The sequence below is a fragment of the Gardnerella sp. DNF00550 genome (genome assembly GCF_049262685.1).
Lineage (GTDB): Bacteria > Actinomycetota > Actinomycetes > Actinomycetales > Bifidobacteriaceae > Bifidobacterium > Bifidobacterium leopoldii.
The window spans coordinates 702,092-720,988 of sequence record NZ_CP058397.1 but is presented as its reverse complement, the minus strand read 5'-3'; the positions used below and the strand labels follow the sequence as shown (position 1 = coordinate 720,988).

9 protein-coding genes are annotated in these 18,897 nt (G+C 38.8%); all 9 read left to right on the top strand.

The features are described 5' to 3' along the window. The first annotated feature begins 165 nt into the window (after nucleotides 1-165). Nucleotides 166-6,045 (top strand): type I pullulanase, encoded by a 5,880-nt coding sequence (gene pulA / locus HXT29_RS02585; protein WP_422118448.1) that lies wholly within the window; start codon nucleotides 166-168, stop codon nucleotides 6,043-6,045. A 179-nt stretch (nucleotides 6,046-6,224) separates the two neighbouring features. Continuing rightward, nucleotides 6,225-7,907 (top strand): VWA domain-containing protein, encoded by a 1,683-nt coding sequence (locus HXT29_RS02580; RefSeq protein ID WP_004119297.1) that lies wholly within the window; start codon nucleotides 6,225-6,227, stop codon nucleotides 7,905-7,907. 52 nt (nucleotides 7,908-7,959) lie between these two features. Next, on the top strand, nucleotides 7,960-9,387 hold the full coding sequence (locus HXT29_RS02575; protein WP_422118447.1) for a glycoside hydrolase family 3 protein: 1,428 nt from the start codon (nucleotides 7,960-7,962) through the stop codon (nucleotides 9,385-9,387). 575 nt (nucleotides 9,388-9,962) lie between these two features. Next, a complete protein-coding gene (locus tag HXT29_RS02570) occupies nucleotides 9,963-10,589 on the top strand; it encodes a hypothetical protein (protein ID WP_004107001.1) in 627 nt (208 codons plus the stop codon). 223 nt (nucleotides 10,590-10,812) lie between these two features. Beyond that, on the top strand, nucleotides 10,813-12,777 hold the full coding sequence (locus HXT29_RS02565; RefSeq protein ID WP_422118446.1) for an ABC transporter ATP-binding protein: 1,965 nt from the start codon (nucleotides 10,813-10,815) through the stop codon (nucleotides 12,775-12,777). Nucleotides 12,778-12,803: 26 nt separating this feature from the next. Beyond that, nucleotides 12,804-13,577 carry an energy-coupling factor transporter transmembrane component T family protein gene (locus HXT29_RS02560; protein WP_422118445.1) on the top strand — a complete coding sequence of 258 codons (774 nt, stop codon included), beginning with the start codon at nucleotides 12,804-12,806 and terminating at the stop codon, nucleotides 13,575-13,577. Between the two features lie 54 nt (nucleotides 13,578-13,631). Beyond that, entirely contained in the window at nucleotides 13,632-14,717 is a 1,086-nt protein-coding gene (menA, locus tag HXT29_RS02555; RefSeq protein WP_422118444.1) for a 1,4-dihydroxy-2-naphthoate octaprenyltransferase, read from the top strand. Between the two features lie 232 nt (nucleotides 14,718-14,949). Beyond that, nucleotides 14,950-15,738 carry an ANTAR domain-containing response regulator gene (locus tag HXT29_RS02550; protein WP_004119309.1) on the top strand — a complete coding sequence of 263 codons (789 nt, stop codon included), beginning with the start codon at nucleotides 14,950-14,952 and terminating at the stop codon, nucleotides 15,736-15,738. Between the two features lie 78 nt (nucleotides 15,739-15,816). Continuing rightward, on the top strand, nucleotides 15,817-18,894 hold the full coding sequence (polA, locus tag HXT29_RS02545) for a DNA polymerase I (RefSeq protein WP_410295043.1): 3,078 nt from the start codon (nucleotides 15,817-15,819) through the stop codon (nucleotides 18,892-18,894). Nucleotides 18,895-18,897 lie beyond the last annotated feature (3 nt).

The window sequence follows — 18,897 nt, the reverse complement described above, 5'->3', positions numbered from 1 at the left end:
TTATTGCAATATTGTCAGTATGTAGATGTTATAATTTTCTCCGCTGATAATGCACGCTTATGACGATGGCTGGCAACATAGTAGTGCTAGCCATCGTTTGTGCATTGAGGCTATTAATGCGCCCAAGGAAGAAGCGTGTTGATACCAATGGAGGAAAGGATACTGATGAGTCATCGTCGACACTTTGCATCGAAGATGGTTGCTGTTGTTGCGTCTGTTGCAATGCTTGTAACTGGTTTTGCTGTTACGGGTAGTGCAAACGCTGTGACTAGCGGGGAGTCTAGCAATAGCAAAGAAACTTCTTCGAATGTAACTCTTAAAGGTAAAGGTGTTATTGTTACTGCTTTTCAGCAAAATTGGAAGAGTATTGCTCAAGAGTGCACTAAAACTTATGGTCCTGAAGGTGTGAAGTATGTGCAGGTGTCTCCACCGCAGGATCATATTAAAGGTAAAGCCTGGTGGACTTCTTACCAGCCTGTTAGCTATAAATTAAATTCTAAACTTGGCACTGAAGCTGAGTTTAAGCAGATGATTCAAACTTGCAAAGCGGCAAATGTTGGAATCATTGCTGATGCTGTTATTAATCACATGGCTGGCGCTGATAATAAAGATAAAGTCGGTGTTGGTGGAAGTAAGTATGATGTGTCTACTCAGACTTTTGAAGATGCTGGATACACTAAAGACGATTTCCATCAAAGTGCTGAAAATATTAAAGATTATACGAATGCTGAAGAAGTTTGGACTCACAGGCTTGTAGGCTTACTTGATTTGAATACTGGTAGTCAGCATGTTCAGCAAGTTTTAGGTAAGTATTTTGCAGATTTGTTGAAGCTTGGCGTTGCTGGTTTCCGTGTGGATGCAGTTAAGCATATTTCGCCAGAAGATATGAGGGGCATTAAAGCTTCTGCTATAAAGCAATACAACGAAAGTGTTGAAGATAGCAAAAAGATTAATGACATCTGGTGGATGCAAGAGACTATTGGCAACTCTTCAGAAGCTGCACAAATTCAGCCGTCTGCACATTTGAATGAAGGCGAAGTTAACGAGTTTGGCTACTCTTACCAGCTTAAGCAAAACTTCAAAGGCTCGCTGATTAAGGCAAGCAAGCCTCTGAACAAAATTCAAGACGGAATGGTTAAGAGCGATAAAGCTGCTATTTTTGTTACGAATTGGGATACAGAGCGCGGTAACAGCGTGCTTACGTATAAGGATGGTCGTCGTTACGCTTTAGCAAACGCGTTCATGCTCGCGTGGCCATACGGCACTCCAAACGTGTATTCCGGATACAAGTTCGATAAGAATGATGATGGCGCTCCTGGTGCAACTGATATTTCTGTTTCGGATGTGACTTGTGGTAAGGATTCCAATTGGCAGTGCACTCAGCGTTGGACTTCTATTCGTGGAATGATTGGATTCTACAATGCTGTGCAAGGTGCGAAAGTTACGAATTGGCAGGATGATGGAGACAATAACGTTGCTTTTAGCCGTGAAAAGAAGGGCTTCTTAGCAATAAACAATTCGCTTGACGAAAAAGAAGTTTCTTATAAAACTGATTTGCCTGATGGTGAGTATTGCAATGTGTACGCTGCAGGTGACTGCTCTAAGACTGTTAAAGTTGCAAAAGGTGAAGTTAAAACCAAGATTGGCGCTCGCGAAGCAGTAGTTTTACATGTTAATGCAACAAAAGCTACACATCCGGCTGGCACTGCTACAGACCCATCTGATCCTAAATATGGTGAAGAAAAGCCTGATGCAGGCATGCCAGAAGATCCTACAACAACTATTTACTTTAAGCCAGACGAAAAGTTTAACGGTAAAAAAGTATATGTTCATTACGGCATAGGCTCAAGCTGGACTCAGGCTCCTGGCGATGAGATGAAGAAGGCTTGTGACGGTTGGTATAAGAAGACAATTAGAACCAATGGTAAAGCTTATGAAGCAGTGTTTAATAATGGTGAAAACTACTGGTATCACGAAGGATATAATAATAACTTTAAGATTCCAGCTCACACTGATTCGTATTTAGCTCAAGATCACAAGGGTAGCGTTGGAGTAAATCCTTGCCCAGTAGCGTATAATCCAAAGACCACTGTTCGCATCCACTATGCACAAAAAGCGGGTGATACTCGCGATATTGGCATTTGGTTGTGGGGCAAAGACAAGGATGGTAAAGATTTACCTGGAGCTTGGCATAAGTTTAATGGCACTGATAAATTCGGCAAAGTTTTTGAAACTAAAGTTGATGGTGCTTTTGAAAACAAGTCACTTTCCTTTATTACTACTACAAAAGGTTGGAGTAAAGACGGTGGCGATCGTGCTATTGAAAACTGTGCAAGTGGTCTTGCTGAAGCTTGGGTAACAGGCGGATCGGATACTACACAGTTCACTGCTCCAGACAACCTTAAGAGTAAGCCAAAAGAATTAAAGGTAACAGTTCATTATCGCAGGAATGCTGGCGATTATGAAGGCTGGAACATGTGGACTTGGAACGACGGAACTAATGGATCTGCTCGTTACTTCACTTCGCATGACGATTACGGCAAAGTTGCAACCTTTACTGCTAAGAATGATGGTGGTATTGACAGTGTTGGTTTCAAAGTTAGAAAATCTACGCCAATTGACGCTTGGAATCAGCAAGATCCTAGCGATCGCAGTATTCCAAACAATGCTATTAAGATAGATCCAAGTGATCCAAACAAGGGTAGTGCTGAAGTCTGGTTAATGCAAGATGACATGACAGTGTATTTAAACGCTACTATGCCACAACTTACAGCTCACGTGATGTCTGCTGATATTGCTGGTTTAAAGAAGTTAGCTGTAAAAGTATCTGGAGATGTGTCTTCTGTAAAAGACTCTGACGTAACACTTTTGGATACTAGTGAAAATCCTAGCAAGAAAGTTGAAATTGCTTCTGCTAAAGCTAATGGTTCAGAGATTACTATCGAAACCAAGAATGACCTTAATATTAAGCATAAGTATGAGTTGAGTATTAAGGGATTAGCTACAGGTATTAAGCTTTCTGCTTCCTCGAAAACTGGTGCTAGCGTAATTCGTACCGATGAATTCGATAAGAAATACGCTTATACTGGCGATGATTTAGGTGCTGTGTATTCTGCTTCTTCAACTACTTTCAAGCTTTGGGCTCCAACAGCAACTGAAGTAAAGTTGATTACTTATAAGTCAACTGCTGAAAAAGCTGAAAAAGATAAAGAAACAGTTATGAAAGCAGAAAATCATGGCGTATGGTCTGTAAAGCTTGATGGCGACAAAGCTAATACGGCTTACGCATATGAAGTTCATTTTGCTGATGGCACAGTGAATGTTTCTGCTGATCCTTATGCTAAAGCTGCAGTAGTAAATGGTGAGCGTTCTGTTGTATTAGCAGATAAAGACGCTGGTAACGCTGGAAAGCGTATGCCAAAGTTTACGAATCCAAGTGACGCAACAATTGCAGAAATGGATGTTCGTGACTTCTCAATCAATCCAAACTCTGGTATTAGCGATTCTCATCGTGGTAAGTATCTTGGAGTAATAGAAGAAGGTACTAAGACCACAGATAAGCATAATATTTCTGGCTTTGATTATTTGAAGTCGCTTGGTGTCACTCACGTACAAATCATGCCAATGTATGATTTTGGTTCTGTGAATGAAGCAGGTAACTTGGGTTACGGTCAGCCAGGAGCTCAAAACTGGGGTTATGATCCGCAAAATTACAATGTTCCTGAGGGGTCTTACTCTACGAATCCTGCTAATCCAACAACGCGAGTTAAGGAAGCTAAACAAATGATTGCTGGCCTTCATAAGGCTGGTTTGCGTGTGATTATGGATGTTGTTTACAACCATGTTCATGATGTGCAAAAGCATTCGTTTAACAAGACAGTTCCTGGATATTACTTCCGTTATAAGGATGGCGCTCTGAATGGTAATTCTGGATGCGGTAACGATACTGCTTCTGAGCGTCAAATGATGCGCAAGTATATTTTGGATTCTGTGAAGTATTGGGCTACGCATTACAACCTTGACGGCTTCCGATTTGATTTGATGGGCTTAATTGACCTGAAGACTATGCAGGAAGTGCGTGCTGAGCTTAATAAGATTGATCCTTCAATTATTGTGCTCGGCGAAGGCTGGGATATGAATAAACTGCTTCCTAAGAGCGAGTCTACTATTCAGCCAAATGCTTATAAGATTCCAGGTGTAGCGTTCTTTAACGATTCCTTCCGTGATTCTACGAAGGGTTCTGTGTTTGGTGATGCGTCTACTGGTTTTGTCAATGGCAATACTAGTAAAGACACCAAGGCTTTGCTTGAGCATAATTTGCTCGGTTGCCAATTTGGTACAGGCAGTAAGACTGCAGATGGTAAGAGTACTATCAAGTGTTGGAATGGTAATGCTGAAACGCACTTTGCTGATGCAGGTCAAATTGTTCAATATGTTGAAGCTCACGATAACTTGTCGTTGTACGATAAGCTAAAGGTTTCTGCTACTCATGACACTGAAGACGTACGATTGAAGCGAGTAAAGCTTGCAAATTCAATGATTTTGCTTTCTCGTGGCATGCCATTCATTCAACTTGGTCAGGAGTTCTTGCGAACTAAGAACGGTAACGCTAATAGCTACAATTCTGGAGATAAAGACAATGCTCTTGATTGGAATCGTGCAACAGAAAAGTCTGATTCCGTGAACTATTTCAAGGGATTGTTGAAGTTACGCAAGAGCATTAAATCTCTTCGTGATTTTGATTATGCAACAATTAACAAGAACATGAAGATGATTGATGGCACTCCTGATGGTGTAATTGCTTACACGCTTAAAGATGCAGATAAGCAATACGTCGTAGTGTTCAATGCTAATAATGCTGAAACTCAAGTAAAGATTCCAGCAGGAAAGTATTCTGCTCTTGTTGCTAATGGCAAAGTTAATGACGCTGCTCAAGCTCAAGAGGCTAATGTTTCTGCCGACGGAACATATAAGGTTGCTGCTCTTTCGACTGCTGTGTTGCTTAATGCAGAAAAGACTCCAACTCCTAAGCCTGGTCCTGGTCCTGTTAATCCTCAGCCTGGTCCTGTAGTGCCAACACCTCAGCCACCAGCTCCTGGACCTCAGCCGCAGCCTGGTCCGCAACCAGCGCCAGTTCCAACTCCAACTCCTGGTCCTGTGAATCCTGCTCCGGCGCCGACTCCTCAGCCTCAGCCATCTGAGCATGAAACTCCAGCGAAGCCGGATCAGACTAAGCCAGGTCAGACTAAGCCAGGTCAGACTAAGCCAGGTCAGACTAATCCGGATCAGTCTAAGACTGAAACTCCAGCTGAGCATTCTGCACCAGCAAAGTCTGAACAGTCTGCGCCAGCCCAGTCTGAGCATTCTGCACCAGCAAAGTCTGAACAGTCTGCGCCAGCCCAGTCTGAGCATTCTGCACCAGCAAAGTCTGAACAGACTGAGTCGGCTAAGTCTGAGCATTCTGCACCTGCAAAGTCTGAACAGTCTGCGCCAGCTAAGTCTGAGCATTCTGCACCGGCTAAGCCAGCATCAGCTGCTCCAGCTCCTACCGCTCCTGAAACTGTTCAGCAGCTTAATCCAGAATTAAAGGGAACTCTTAGCGTTGGTAACAATAACGTTGCAACTGCAGGTGTTGTTAACAGTGTAAGAATTAATCTTGTAAACAGCGAGTTCATCGAGCGTTTGCAGCGCGATGGAGTAGTTTATGCATACGCGTACATTTACTCGTCTCCTCGTTTGCTTAAGGGTGCTGATGGTTCAAAGTTTGTGACTGTTCGCATGGTTAATGGCAAGCCTCAGTTTGATGCTCAATTCCCAGCTGGATACATCGGAAAGCATACGGTTGTTTTGGTTGACGAGAAAGGTAATCAAGTTGCTTGGACAGATATCACAGTAACAAACAATGCAGTTTCGCAACAGCTTCATAGTTTAAGTGCGACAGGCAGTAATATATTCGTAGTTACTGCTGTATGCTCAATACTTATTGCTGCTGCGAGCGTATTGCTACTTCGTATTAAGAGTCACAAGCGCTATAGGAATTCGTGAGGTTTTATTAGTAAATAAATGAACTAATAAGTTCGCTCATTATAAAAGCCGAGGATAATTGCATTTGTTGCGATATCCTCGGCTTTGTGTTTGAAGCAGGGTATAGAATTAACAGATAGTTTGGTTTTTTATAACTGTATGTGAATGTTTTACTAATAAGGAAGAGAAAGAAGAAAATCATGTACTGCGTTAATTGCGGAGCTATTTTAAAAGATAATACGAGGTTCTGCACGCAGTGTGGTGCAGAAATTACTTCTTCAGCAAATAATACTCAGTCTCAGCAAGCAGAGCAGCCTCATCCTGAAGCGCAAACGCAAGTATTTTATACCAGCAACATTCCTAATCAGTATTATCGCCCTGAAGCAAATACACAATACCCGTATCAACAACAATACGGGTATGCGCAAGTTGCTGCTGAAAATGATGCGAAGCGAAGGAATATTATTATAGCTATTATTGTTATGATTGCTGTTATTCTTTCAAGTATTTTCGGGTATTGCATTTGGGATTATATGAGACCAAAACAAATTCCTTACGAAACTTTGCGAAAAGAAATTATGAAATCCAATAAATACGCGGATTATAAGTTGAAAATTGTTGACTCTGACGTATCTAAATATCCTCATGTAAAACTGTACTTTTCGCTTACTGATAGTAGTGGAAAAGCTTTGGAAATTGATTCTCCTACTGCTGCAATTCGTGAGAAGATTGGTGGTGGCAGAGAAGCTGAAAGACTTATCCATAAAGTTGAGCGCATTAAAGATAAACAAGGTGTTAATTACGAAATTCTGCTTGATAAATCTGGATCTATGGAAGATTCTATAGATACGATGAAACGTACTATGAGTGATTTTGTGCGCAATCTTAATTATAAGGTTGGCGATACAGGAGAGCTTATATCTTTCGATAGTTACTTAATGTATATGGCAACGTATACTAACGATAAAGATCGATTGCTTACAGGCATTGATAATATGACTCCTTACGGCATGACAGCTTTGTATGACGCACTTTATACCGGAATTACTAATGCTTCTAATCATCCTGGCTTTAATTGCGTAATTGCGTTTACTGATGGTCAAGATAATGAGAGTACTCATACTGCTGATGAGGTTATTTCTTTAGCTAAAGAAAAAGGTATTCCTGTATATTTGATTGGTACTAGTGAAGCTGATTCAAGTACTCTGCAAAATATTGCGAATGAAACGAATGGTTACTTCTGGGATATGAATTCAATTTCAGATATGCAAGAGGTAATGAATAGAATTCGAGTCAATCAAGATAATGTTTATTGTTTAGAATATGATTCTGATTCTTCTTCGAATGCGTATGCTGATCGAGTGGTTTCTGCATTGGTTGCAGATTCCAAGAATCATCAGTCTGGTGGTATTGGTGATGATTTGTCGTTTAAGCCAATTAAGAAGAAGAATTATAAGAAGGGTGCAACTCGCTTCGTGCTACATAAGGGCGATGTGAAGTGGACTGAAGCTAATAGTGCATGCATGCAAGATGGTGGTTACTTAGTAACTCTTACCAGTAAGAGTAAAGAGAAAAAGGTAATCAATATGGCGAAAAAGGAAGGCGTTAAGTATGTGTGGATTGGCGGTTATACTTCGCAACGTGAGAATGGTGACGTATTTGCGCACTGGGTTACTGGTGAAAAAGTAAAGTATGAAAACTGGTTGCCAGGAGAACCAAGTCGAAACGATAAAGATGGAGAGCCTGAGTTCTATCTTATGCTTTGGCGTTTAAATGATGAGTGGTCTTGGAATGATCAGCGCGATGATTTATTTACGACTCCTACATTGCGTAAAACCTTTAGCGGTAAAACTGGCTATGTTTGTGAGATAAATAGGCATTAGTATTACGCTACTACTTTTTGGTTCATTTTTAGCGAATTAGAGGAAACTCGTTATGCGAAAGCAAAGGACACGTAAACTACAAAGCAGTCCGCATTATGTAGATGGTCGCACTATGCAATATCGTAGTGCTCAGCATCATAATCAAATTGCAAGTGTTGTTCCAAGAAAGCGTTTTGCTGCTATTTTAGTGGCTATTATAGCTATTGTTTTACTTACAATATCTATGTTTGCTGCAGTATCTGTTATGCGCTCGCATTTTTTTAATGTTTCTTCTAAAACTTATGTTAGTAAGAAAACAGTTAACCCTGCGGATGTGGCTAAAAAACTTGAAGCACTAAAGCAAGCACGTAAAAGGCAAGCAAGACGGGGGATTGACCCTAATAGCAGTGTTGTTAAAAATGTGCTATCAAAGATGTCTCTTGAAGATAAAGTTGCTCAAATGTTCATAGTTAAGCCTGAAGAATTAGCTGGAACATACGGGACTGTGGTATCTTCTGGCTCGCAAATGCAGCAGTCGTTTAATTCCATACCTGTTGGCGGAATAATGTATAGCAGGGAGAATATTCAGAATCCTAATCAAACTCAGCAAATGATTTCTGGGTTGCAATCAATAAGCGAATCTAGAGTGTCACTGCCTGCTTTAGTAGCTGTTGATGAAGAAGGTGGCACTGTTGCGCGAGTTAGCTCAAATCCTCAAATGGGTGCTAATTCCTCGCCTAATATGAGGGATATTGGAGCGACTAAGAAAACTCGCAAAGCTTATAAAACTGGTGCTTACATTGGTAATTATCTTTCGAATTTAGGTTTTAATGTTGATTTTGCTCCAGTTGCTGATGTGATTACTAATCCGGATAATAACCTGATGATCAAGCGTTCATTCGGCTCTAATGCTTCGCTAGTTGCAAATATGACAGATGCGTTTACTGACGGTTTGCAAGAGCATCACGTTTTTGCCACGTATAAGCATTTTCCTGGTCATGGCTCAACTTTTGAGGATTCTCACAAAGGCGTTACTGTTTCGAACCAAACTCCACTTGCGTTAAGAAAAATAGATTTAGTACCATTCAAAGATGCTGTAGACACTGGTGTTAAGTTTATTATGGTCAGTCACGTGTCGTATCCGAAGATTACAGGTGATGATATTCCTGCTAGCATGTCTGAGAAAATTGTTACTGGTTTAGCTCGTAAAAAGCTTGGTTATAAAGGTATTCTTATTTCTGACTCTTTAGGAATGGGCGCAATATCGTTGCGCTATTCTCCTGGAGTTGCTGCAATTACAGGAATTAAAGCAGGCATCGATATATTACTTTCTCCTGCAAATTTGCGTCAAGCGTATTATTCTGTTGTTAATGCAGTTCGTCAAGGTAATATACCTGAGTCTCGAATTGATGAGTCTGTAAAGCGAATTATTGCAGTAAAATTGCAAATTGCTCAGCAATTAAAGAGTCAAAATGTAAAAAATTCTAAAATAACTAAATGAATCAGCGTGTTGCATTTATTTAAGTAAATTTTTTCTTTTACATTATTTCGGGAGTTTCTTTATTTAAAACGAGATTTTCTTTGCAAAATAAGGATTTACGAATAATAAATTTATAAATATTTTTGTAATAATTATTTCATTAGGAGAATATTTTTGAAAAAATGTTTGCATTTGTACTTTTATGGTGTTAGCATCATTTCCAACACAAACAAATATCGAATACTTCGGTTGGGGTTTGTGCGTGAACCACAGTTAGTATTAATGAGTTAAGGAGGCAGACATCATGCTTAACATGAACATGAATGCTGAATCTTTCGATACTCTTAATGCTGCACGTATGTGGTGGTGGCAGTCTTCTTTTTGGCGTGAGTTTACTCTGAAGTTTTAGAAGCTGCGTATAAAAGCTTGTAAAAGACCTCCGGGTAAGCCCCGGGGGTCTTTTTGTATACAAGCCTTAAATTTCAAAAATAACCAAATCACAAATCACAAATCACAAATCACAAATCACAAATCACAACAAAATATTCGATAGCTTTGTATTCAAATAATATGAAGCTTAAACAAGGAGAGAAATCATGGCTAATGAAACTAATGAAAAAGTTATGGAAGCTACTAGCGGCGTCGCAAATGCAACTGCTGATGTTGCGTCGGTAATGATGAAAAATGCGAAAGTTAAGAATCATGCACTAAATATTACTTCGTTAGTGCTGGTTGCAGTTCTATTTGCAGCAGGATGCATTCTTGATTTTACTGTTGCCAAGCCTCTTTCTATTGGAAATATCCAGCCTGAGTTTGTTATTGCTTCATTCTGCTTGGCGATTTTGTTGGTTCGTCCAAAGATTTATCAAGGAGCTATTATTGGAGCTCTTGCTGCAACATTAATCCAACTTAATACTTCGATTCCATTCCTTGAATATGCGTGTGACATTCCTGCTGCAATTATTATGACAGCTATTTTAATTGGATATGTCCATCTCTTCCCAAAGGATGCTGCTCGTAAAGTAAGTGTTTTCCCATTTATTGCAACTTTTGTTACAACAGTAATTTCTGGTTGCATTTTCGCTTCTATTGCTGCTTACTTTATTCTTCATTCTCCAAACATGGTAATCGTAATGATGCCAATTATTTTTGGTACTGCTGCATTTAATGCGATTATTGTTGAAATTCTTTATACTCCATTGCGACTTGTATTGCACAAATAATAAATAATGTAACTAAGAAATTCTTATGATTGCATGTTTAATTGCACGTTATACATCATTATTAACGAATGTGTTTAATGCGTATAAATGTATAAAGTCATAGAAGTATAAATATAAAGGTATAAAAGCAAGTTGGCATCAGTCTAATATGATTGATGTCAACTTGTGTTTTTGTGTTATTAATTTTTTAGCGTTTGCTCGGTGTGTTAGAGTTAGGAATGTTATGTCTCAGCAAGAAAAATATGTTGCAGATAATCATTTAGTTGATTCTGCCGAACCGTGTAAAGAGCCTATGAAAAAAAGTGATGAATCAGTAAAAGAAGTGCCATTGCTTGAATTAAGCAATGTATCTTTTCGTTACGATACTCATAGTGATGAAAGTGTTGCAAATAAAGATAAAAAAGACAATGAAGATAATTGCAACTATGCTCTTCATAAAGTAAACCTTAGTATTCATCAAGGTGAATTCGTTGGAATTATTGGACCTTCTGGGTCTGGTAAAACAACTCTTGCTTCACTTTTTTCTGGAGCAATTCCTCACCATTATTCGGGAAAGTTTTTCGGAACTGTCAGAATTGCTGGTCATGACACTACTACTCTTGAGCTCACTAATATTGCTTGTTTAATTGGCTCTGTTATTCAAGATATTGATGCGCAAATGGTTGCTGCAAACGTTGAAGATGAGTTGCTTTTTGGCTTAGAAAACTTCGGAGTTTCGCACGATGAAATTCCTGAGCGTATAGCAAATGCACTAGAAACTGTTGGTATTAGCAATTTGCGAAATCGTGATTTAGACACGCTATCTGGAGGTCAAAAGCAGAAGGTCGCAATAGCTGCTATTTTGGCTTTAAGGCCTAAAGTGATGGTTTTAGATGAGCCTACTTGTGCGCTGGATCCAGTTTCTTCACGTATGATTTTCGATGTTTTAAGTGATTTGAATAAAAACTTTGGTATTACTATTGTAGTGATTGAGCAAAAAGTAGCTTTATTAAGTGAATATTGCAAGCGTCTTATAGTGCTTTCTAAAGGTGAGCTTGTTCTCGATGCTCCTGTTTGCGAAGCTCTTAAAGATATAGAGTTACTTCGTAAAGTAGGTATTAATTATCCACGTACTACGCGATTGCTTAAACAATTGCAAGATGAACAAATTTGCGATCCAGCACCTCTTAGTGTTGGCGTTGATGAGACTGTAAATACTATTGTTAAAACTTTGCGTTCTGATTATTTTAAACTTTCTAATCGCGATGATGTGTATGATGTAGAAGCTGATTTAGAACTTAATAAAGAAGATTCTAAAAGAGCTAACAATGCAGTTAATAATATTGATAAGCCATGCCTTTCAATAGATCATGTGAGTTTTGCTTATGCAAATGATGTCAAGGCTCTAAAAGATATTTCATTTGATGCTTATGCTGGTGAATTGATCGCATTAATTGGTAAAAACGGTGCCGGAAAAACTACTATTACAAAAATTATTAACGGTTTACTAAGACCTACTGAAGGTAGTGTGACAATTGACGGTATCGACACCAAGCCATTGCGAATTAGTCAAATAGCAAAATATGTTGCGACATTATTCCAAAATCCTGATCATCAATTATGTAAAGAGACTGTTCTTGAAGAAGTAGAGTTGAGCTGTATTTTAATTGGTGAAGATTCTAGTCAAGCGAAAACGCATGCAATGGAAATTATTGAGAAACTTGACTTAAATCCTACTGACAGTCCATTCATGCTTTCTAGAGGGCAGAGACAAATGGTGGCATTGGCTGCAACTGTCGTAACGCGTCCTAAAATACTTGTTCTCGATGAACCAACTTGTGGGCTTGATTACCATGAATGCGTGAGAATTATGCAAGTGGTTGAGGAGTTGCGAGCTCACGGTTGTTGCGTGATTATGGTTTGTCATGATATGGAAGTTGTGCTTGATTATGCAACTAGACTTATAACGATTAATGATGGAAAGCTTATTATTGATGGTTCGGCGCATGATGTTTTTGAAAAACCAGATGTCTGCTCAGCTGCTTCTTTATATCCACCATTATTGTGTGCTGTTTGCCAAGGTTTGGTTTCTAACGGTTTCAAGCAATGCGATGGATTGTACACGAGAAAAGAATTAGTTGAAGCGTTGCGTTTTGGTAAAATCGCAAAACTTAGTCAGAATAAGCAGCATAATCAGCAGAATAGTTAGAAGTAAAATAAAGGCATCTGATATTTATGAAAACGAGACTATTAACATATCAATCAGGCAACACATTCCTTCACCGCACAAACCCTATTGCGAAGCTAATTCTTGCTGCGAGTATTGTAATAAGCATATTTATTGCTAAACAGTATTCTGTACTTATTGCGCTAGCTGTTATTATTTTTGTTGGCATGGCTTTTACTCATGTTGTTAAAACATTATTTGGCCTTATTAAAGCTATGCTAATAATTTCTTGCGTAATGTTTTTGCTACAAACTGTTATTGCTCAAAGTGGGAACTATATTTTTCTATGGTTTACGTTAAGAGGTATTGATATTGGAGCGAAAGCTTCTTTGCGTTTGTTCTGTTTTGCTTTTCCTCTTGTTACAGTGCTAACAGTAACTAAATTAAACGATCTTGCAAATGCTGTAGTCCAATATTTGCATATTCCATATTGTTATGCTTTTACTATAACTACTGCGGTTCGTTTTGTGCCTATTTTTGCGCAAGAAATGTCTCAAATCACAGAAGCTCAAATGGCTCGCGGAGTTGAATACGATAGTAAAAATCCATTTAAAAAATTAAAACTTATGATGCCTCTTATTGTGCCTCTTTTGGTTTCTTCAGTGCGTAAAGCAGATAGTTCTGCGCTAGCAGCGGAAGAGCGCGGCTTTTATTTGCGTACACGCAAGTCTTCGTATTACAAATACCCATTCGGATGGCGTGGATTCTTGTCTTTAGTTATTTCTGCACTTATTATTGCTTTACCAATATGCACTTCAATCTTTTTGCCAAATTTAGTGTAAAATATTTGTGTAAATCATAAATAAATAAATCATAAATAATTTATGAGGCTTTTGATGAAAAGTGTAAAAATTTGGCTTAAGGGTGCAAGAATTTACACGCTTCCAATAGGCTTAGTTCCTGTTGTTATGGCGTTTGCGGTTTCATTTAGAATGATGCGATTTTCGTATTTTGAAGAACCAATTATGCATCTAGAGCAATGTTTTATACAATTTTTCTTGTGCTGCATGGTTGCTGCGTTTATACAAATCGCCGTCAATTATGCCAATGATTATTGTGACGGATTGAATGGCTTGGATGAGAATCGTAGTTTGCGTGCTTTAAGTAGCAATAATTCAAAGCCTTTATGCGATGTATCTTGGCGCCTTGCAAATGCTGGAATTTCCTCGAAATCTGTGCTTAAAGCTGTAATAATTTCTGCTTTTATTTCTTGTATTTTTGGTTTGATTATTGTTTTGCGAACTGGAATATATTGGTTTATTTTACTTGGAATTGCGTGCTTTGCTGCAGCCTGGTTTTATGCCGGGGGTAAACATCCTTACGGTTATAAGGGTTGGGGAGAAGTAAGTGCGTTTGTATTTTTCGGTCCTGTTCCTTTTATTGGTTCGTTATGCGCAATTACATACGGAATTGGTATTCCAGAAACTAGCATATTTATCAATAACGGGCAAAGGATTTTGGCTTGTTTGCTAATATCTTGCATTCCTGGTGCTTATTCGGCTTGCTTAATGATGGTAAACAATCTTCGAGATATTAAAAGCGATAAAGAGCATGGAAAAATAACTGCTATGGTTAAAATTGGCGAGCGCAATGGTAGGCGTTTATGCGCTGCTATGAGCATTGTTTCTGCTGTTCTTTTGATTGCATATTCTGTTTTGATTATTGTGTTACCTTCTACAGTGCCATCAATATGGCGCTTTTATAGTGTTGAAGTTTTCCTCAGTTTTAGTGCGATTGTATGCAATACTTCATGGCATTTATTTTTTGCTGCTTTTCAGTGGCTCTTATTGTTAGTCATTGCAATTAAAGCTTATAAGTTTACTAAATGTGTGCTTATAGGTGATTACAAGAACGCTTTTCCTATGTGCGTTGCTCAGGCAATACTTGGTGCGCTGGCTGTATTATTATCTGCGATTATATAAAATAAGCAAAATAGTGCTAATTGTATGTGCTTGTTCGCGCGTCTTGCAATTCTTATGATATTATTAATTGACACGAACATGGTGCGCGTGCGGTATTTTAATGACTTGCAAATTGTGTTATGATGCGCAATTTCCACTAGTGTTTGTGAGTGTGCCGTTGCGTGAGCGCCATGTTAAAGATGCATGGTGATGTTGCCCTGTGAATGTGTGGCAATGAAGTGAGGTTTTGAATATGCCAGGTATGGATGAAAATGAAGGGACAGAGCCAGCGATGCCTGAGGTACTTACTGATGATGAGCTGCGCAAAGCTGCAGATGATGAAGCTGCTCAGCGAGAATCTAAAGAAAAGAAAAACAATCATATTCGTACTGTGGTAGTTGCAGAAGATGAATCAGTTAATCGTATGGATTTAGTGGCAATGCTTGAAGATAACGGATATCAAGTTGTAGGTCAGGCTGCTAACGGTCAAGAAGCTATTGAGTTGACGCGTGAAAATCATCCAGATGTTGTATGCATGGATGTTAAGATGCCTGTTATGGATGGCATTACCGCCGCTGCAACAATCTGTGATGAGAATATTGCTCCTGTAGTAATGCTCACTGCTTTTTCACAGTCAGATTTAGTAAAACAAGCAACTGGTGCTGGAGCGATGGCGTACGTTACTAAACCGTATGAAGAATCTAAACTTCTTCCTGCTTTGGAAGTTGCTATGGGTCGCTTTAGCGAGATCAACGATTTATTAGATAGTGTTGAACGTGCAGAAAACAAGTTACACGATGCTGAAGATCAGTTGAAGAAGACAGAAGAAAAGCTGAAGAAAGCTGAAGATACTTTAGAAGAACGTAAGCTTGTAGATCGTGCTAAAGGTCTTCTTATGGATAAGGCTGGATTCTCTGAGCAGGGTGCTTTCCGCTGGATTCAAAAAACTTCTATGGATCAGCGTATCCCTAAGAAGCGTCTTGCAATGGCTATTATTGCAAAGTATAGCGATGATAAAGCAGAATCTTCATCTGAAAATTAGTAGGGTTATATTTATTCATTTTTATATAACTGCATAGTTATTTATTAGTAATTACGGAACGTGGGTGAGTAGTCAACAGTGAATACCGACATCGTTGAAGAACATTCTTCGGAACTTAAGAATGAGAAAGGAACGTTGTTGGTTGTCGATGGCCATTCTCTTGCGTTCCGTGCTTTTTTTGCAATATCTGCAGATAATTTTTCTACTCGCTCTGGGCAAGCAACAAATTCCATTTGGGGATTTATTACTATGCTTTCGCAGGTTGTAAAAAAAGAGAAGCCTGACCGCTTAGCTATTGCTTTTGACGTTAAAGGTGGAACTTTTAGAAATACTATGCTTCCTCAATATAAAGGTACTCGTGATGCTGCTCCGCAGGAGCTTCTTTCGCAGCTTCCTATTATTCAACAGATGCTTAAAGCTCTTGGTATCACTTATATTGAGAAACCAGGTTATGAAGGTGATGATGTTATCGGCACCCTTGCAACAATGGGAGCGAATGCCGGTTATAGAACTTTGGTACTTTCTGGCGATCGTGATGCATTCCAACTTATAGATGACAATATTACTGTTTTGTATCCAGGACAGCATTTTAAAGATTTAAAAGAAATGGATAAGGATGCTGTTTTTGAAAAATATCATGTTACGCCTAAGCAATATCCTGATCTAGCAGCGTTAAGAGGAGAAACTGCAGATAATATCCCAGGAGTTCCAGGTGTTGGAGATGGGTACGCTGCTAAATGGATTAATCAATTCGGCAGCCTAGAAAATATTATTGAACATTCGAATGAGATTAGCGGTAAAAAGGGAGAAGCTTTAAGAGAAAATATTGATCAAGTTCGTTTAAACCGTAAAGTTAATGCTTTAGTTTGCGATTTGGATTTAGGCGTAACTGTAGATGATTTGTGCTTTGGTGATGTTGATGCTGCAAAATTAGGAATCTTGCTGTCTCAACTTGAATTTGGCGAATTAAAAAAGAGAAAGATTCTCAAAACTTTTAGCAACGGTACGCAACAATCTATTGAAAATAATATGCGTATAATGTTTTCGTCTACGTATGAAGGTAATGCTAATAACGATGAGCTAGTTCAAGGTGATCAATCAAATATTGACGCAGAAAATTTTCAAGAAATGCTAGCAAGCATTGACTTGCATCATGTTAAAACTGTAGAAGACTTTATTAATTGGGAGAATTCCGTTTCTTCTTTACTTTATACAGAAATAAAGAAAGATTCAAAAAATACTGAAGATACTTTCGACCAACTAAGTTCCGAAGAAGAGAATTTTGAAGAATTAAGTTCCGAAAAAATTATAAATAATTCTCGTAAATGTGCCGAACCTATACTGAAAAATCAAGAAGTTGTAATATACGCTCATGAGTGCAAGAAGAATTCAAAACATCATTTTGAGTTGACTGCAGATTCTTTAATAATTCTTGTTGCTCATAAAGCTGTGTTATTGTACGCGTCTGATTTGCAATCGGCAGATCGAGCTTTGCTCGAGATGTTGCGAAAGTTCTTGCAAAAAAATTCTTCAATAACAGTATTGCATGATTATAAAAAGCATTTGGGATTGCTAAAATCGTTAGAATTATTCGATTCGAATAATTCATTTGGCACTCCACTTCTTGATACTCGATTGGCATCATATTTATTGGAGCCTGATTTTCGAGCTGAAACTTTAGAAAATATGGCTGAACATTATTTAGATATTCAGTCAGATGAAGATAATTTGGGTGAAAATGAAGCTAAGCAGGGTGAGCTCGATCTTCTTATTGACGATGAAACGCCAGCCAGTGAAGAAGAAAATAATGAAAAGCAAACTCAAGCGCGTGAAGCTAAATTCTTAAGAACTGCGCTTCTTATTCGTCTTTTGGCTCTTCATTTTGCTTCAACACTTGATGATAGAAAACAAACTGGTTTGATGACTGATTTGGAAATGCCTATTTCGCGAGTTTTGCGTGGCATGGAAGACGTCGGTGCTGCAGTTGATATGCAACGTTTAAGTGGTATGCTTAAGCAATTTTCTGCAGATGCTGAGTTCGCGCAAAATATGGCTTGGAAAGTTGCAGATAGTTCTGTTAATTTACAAAGTCCTAAGCAGTTGCAGCAAATACTTTTTGAGCATTTTGGTCTTAAACCTACTCGTCGCACAAAGAATGGCTCGTACACGACTAATGCCGAAGCTTTGCAAGCTATGTACGTTAAACTCGATCCCGAAGAGCCTGCAAGTCAATTCTTGGGCGCCTTACTTAAACATCGCGAAACTAATAAATTGAAGCAGATTGTGCAAAGTTTAATTGATGCGGCTCATTATGATGATAGGCGCATCCATACAACTTTTGAGCAGACTATTGCGGCAACTGGTCGTTTAAGTTCTGCTGATCCTAATCTCCAGAATATTCCTAATAGGAATGCTGCTGGTCGTGAGATTCGTGCTGCTTTTATTCCAGGAGAAGAATTTGAATATTTAATGAGTTGTGATTATTCACAAGTTGAGCTTCGTATTATGGCTCATGCATCTCATGATAAAACTCTTATTGAAGCATTCCGTTCCGGCGCAGATTTTCATAAATATGTTGCGAGCTTAGTTTATAAGATTCCTGTTGAACAAGTAACGCCGGATCAACGTTCTCATGTAAAAGCTATGAGCTATGGATTAGCATATGGATTGAGTACTTATGGACTAGCCAAACAGCTTTCTATTAGTCCGGCTGAAGCTGAAATGTTGAAGAATAAGTATTTTGATACTTTTGGCAATGTTCATGACTATCTGGAATCTCTTGTGTCAAAGGCAAAAGAACTTGGATATACAGAAACTATGTTTGGTCGACGTAGGTACTTCCCGCAGCTTTCTTCCAATAATCGTGCATCTCGTGAAGCTGCTGAGCGCGGAGCTCTTAACGCTCCAATACAAGGTACTGCCGCAGATATTATGAAACTTGCTATGCTTCGTGTTGATTTGGGATTGCGTGAAGCAAAAGTTCGTAGCCGAGTAATATTGCAAATACATGATGAATTGATTTTAGAAATTTCACATGGTGAGCAAGAGCAGGTAGAAAATATTGTGCGTAAAGCTATGGAAAATGCTGTGCATTTAGATGTTCCTCTTAATGTTTCTACTGGAGTTGGTGTAGATTGGCAACTAGCAGCGCATTAACAC

Excerpts from the sequence above, each read along its gene's own strand:
- HXT29_RS02550 (WP_004119309.1), top strand. The coding sequence starts at position 14,950 with ATGCCAGGTATGGATGAAAATGAAGGGACAGAGCCAGCGATGCCTGAG.
- HXT29_RS02570 (WP_004107001.1), top strand. The coding sequence starts at position 9,963 with ATGGCTAATGAAACTAATGAAAAAGTTATGGAAGCTACTAGCGGCGTC.
- HXT29_RS02560 (WP_422118445.1), top strand. The coding sequence starts at position 12,804 with ATGAAAACGAGACTATTAACATATCAATCAGGCAACACATTCCTTCAC.
- HXT29_RS02565 (WP_422118446.1), top strand. The coding sequence starts at position 10,813 with ATGTCTCAGCAAGAAAAATATGTTGCAGATAATCATTTAGTTGATTCT.
- HXT29_RS02575 (WP_422118447.1), top strand. The coding sequence starts at position 7,960 with ATGCGAAAGCAAAGGACACGTAAACTACAAAGCAGTCCGCATTATGTA.
- menA (WP_422118444.1), top strand. The coding sequence starts at position 13,632 with ATGAAAAGTGTAAAAATTTGGCTTAAGGGTGCAAGAATTTACACGCTT.
- pulA (WP_422118448.1), top strand. The coding sequence starts at position 166 with ATGAGTCATCGTCGACACTTTGCATCGAAGATGGTTGCTGTTGTTGCG.
- HXT29_RS02580 (WP_004119297.1), top strand. The coding sequence starts at position 6,225 with ATGTACTGCGTTAATTGCGGAGCTATTTTAAAAGATAATACGAGGTTC.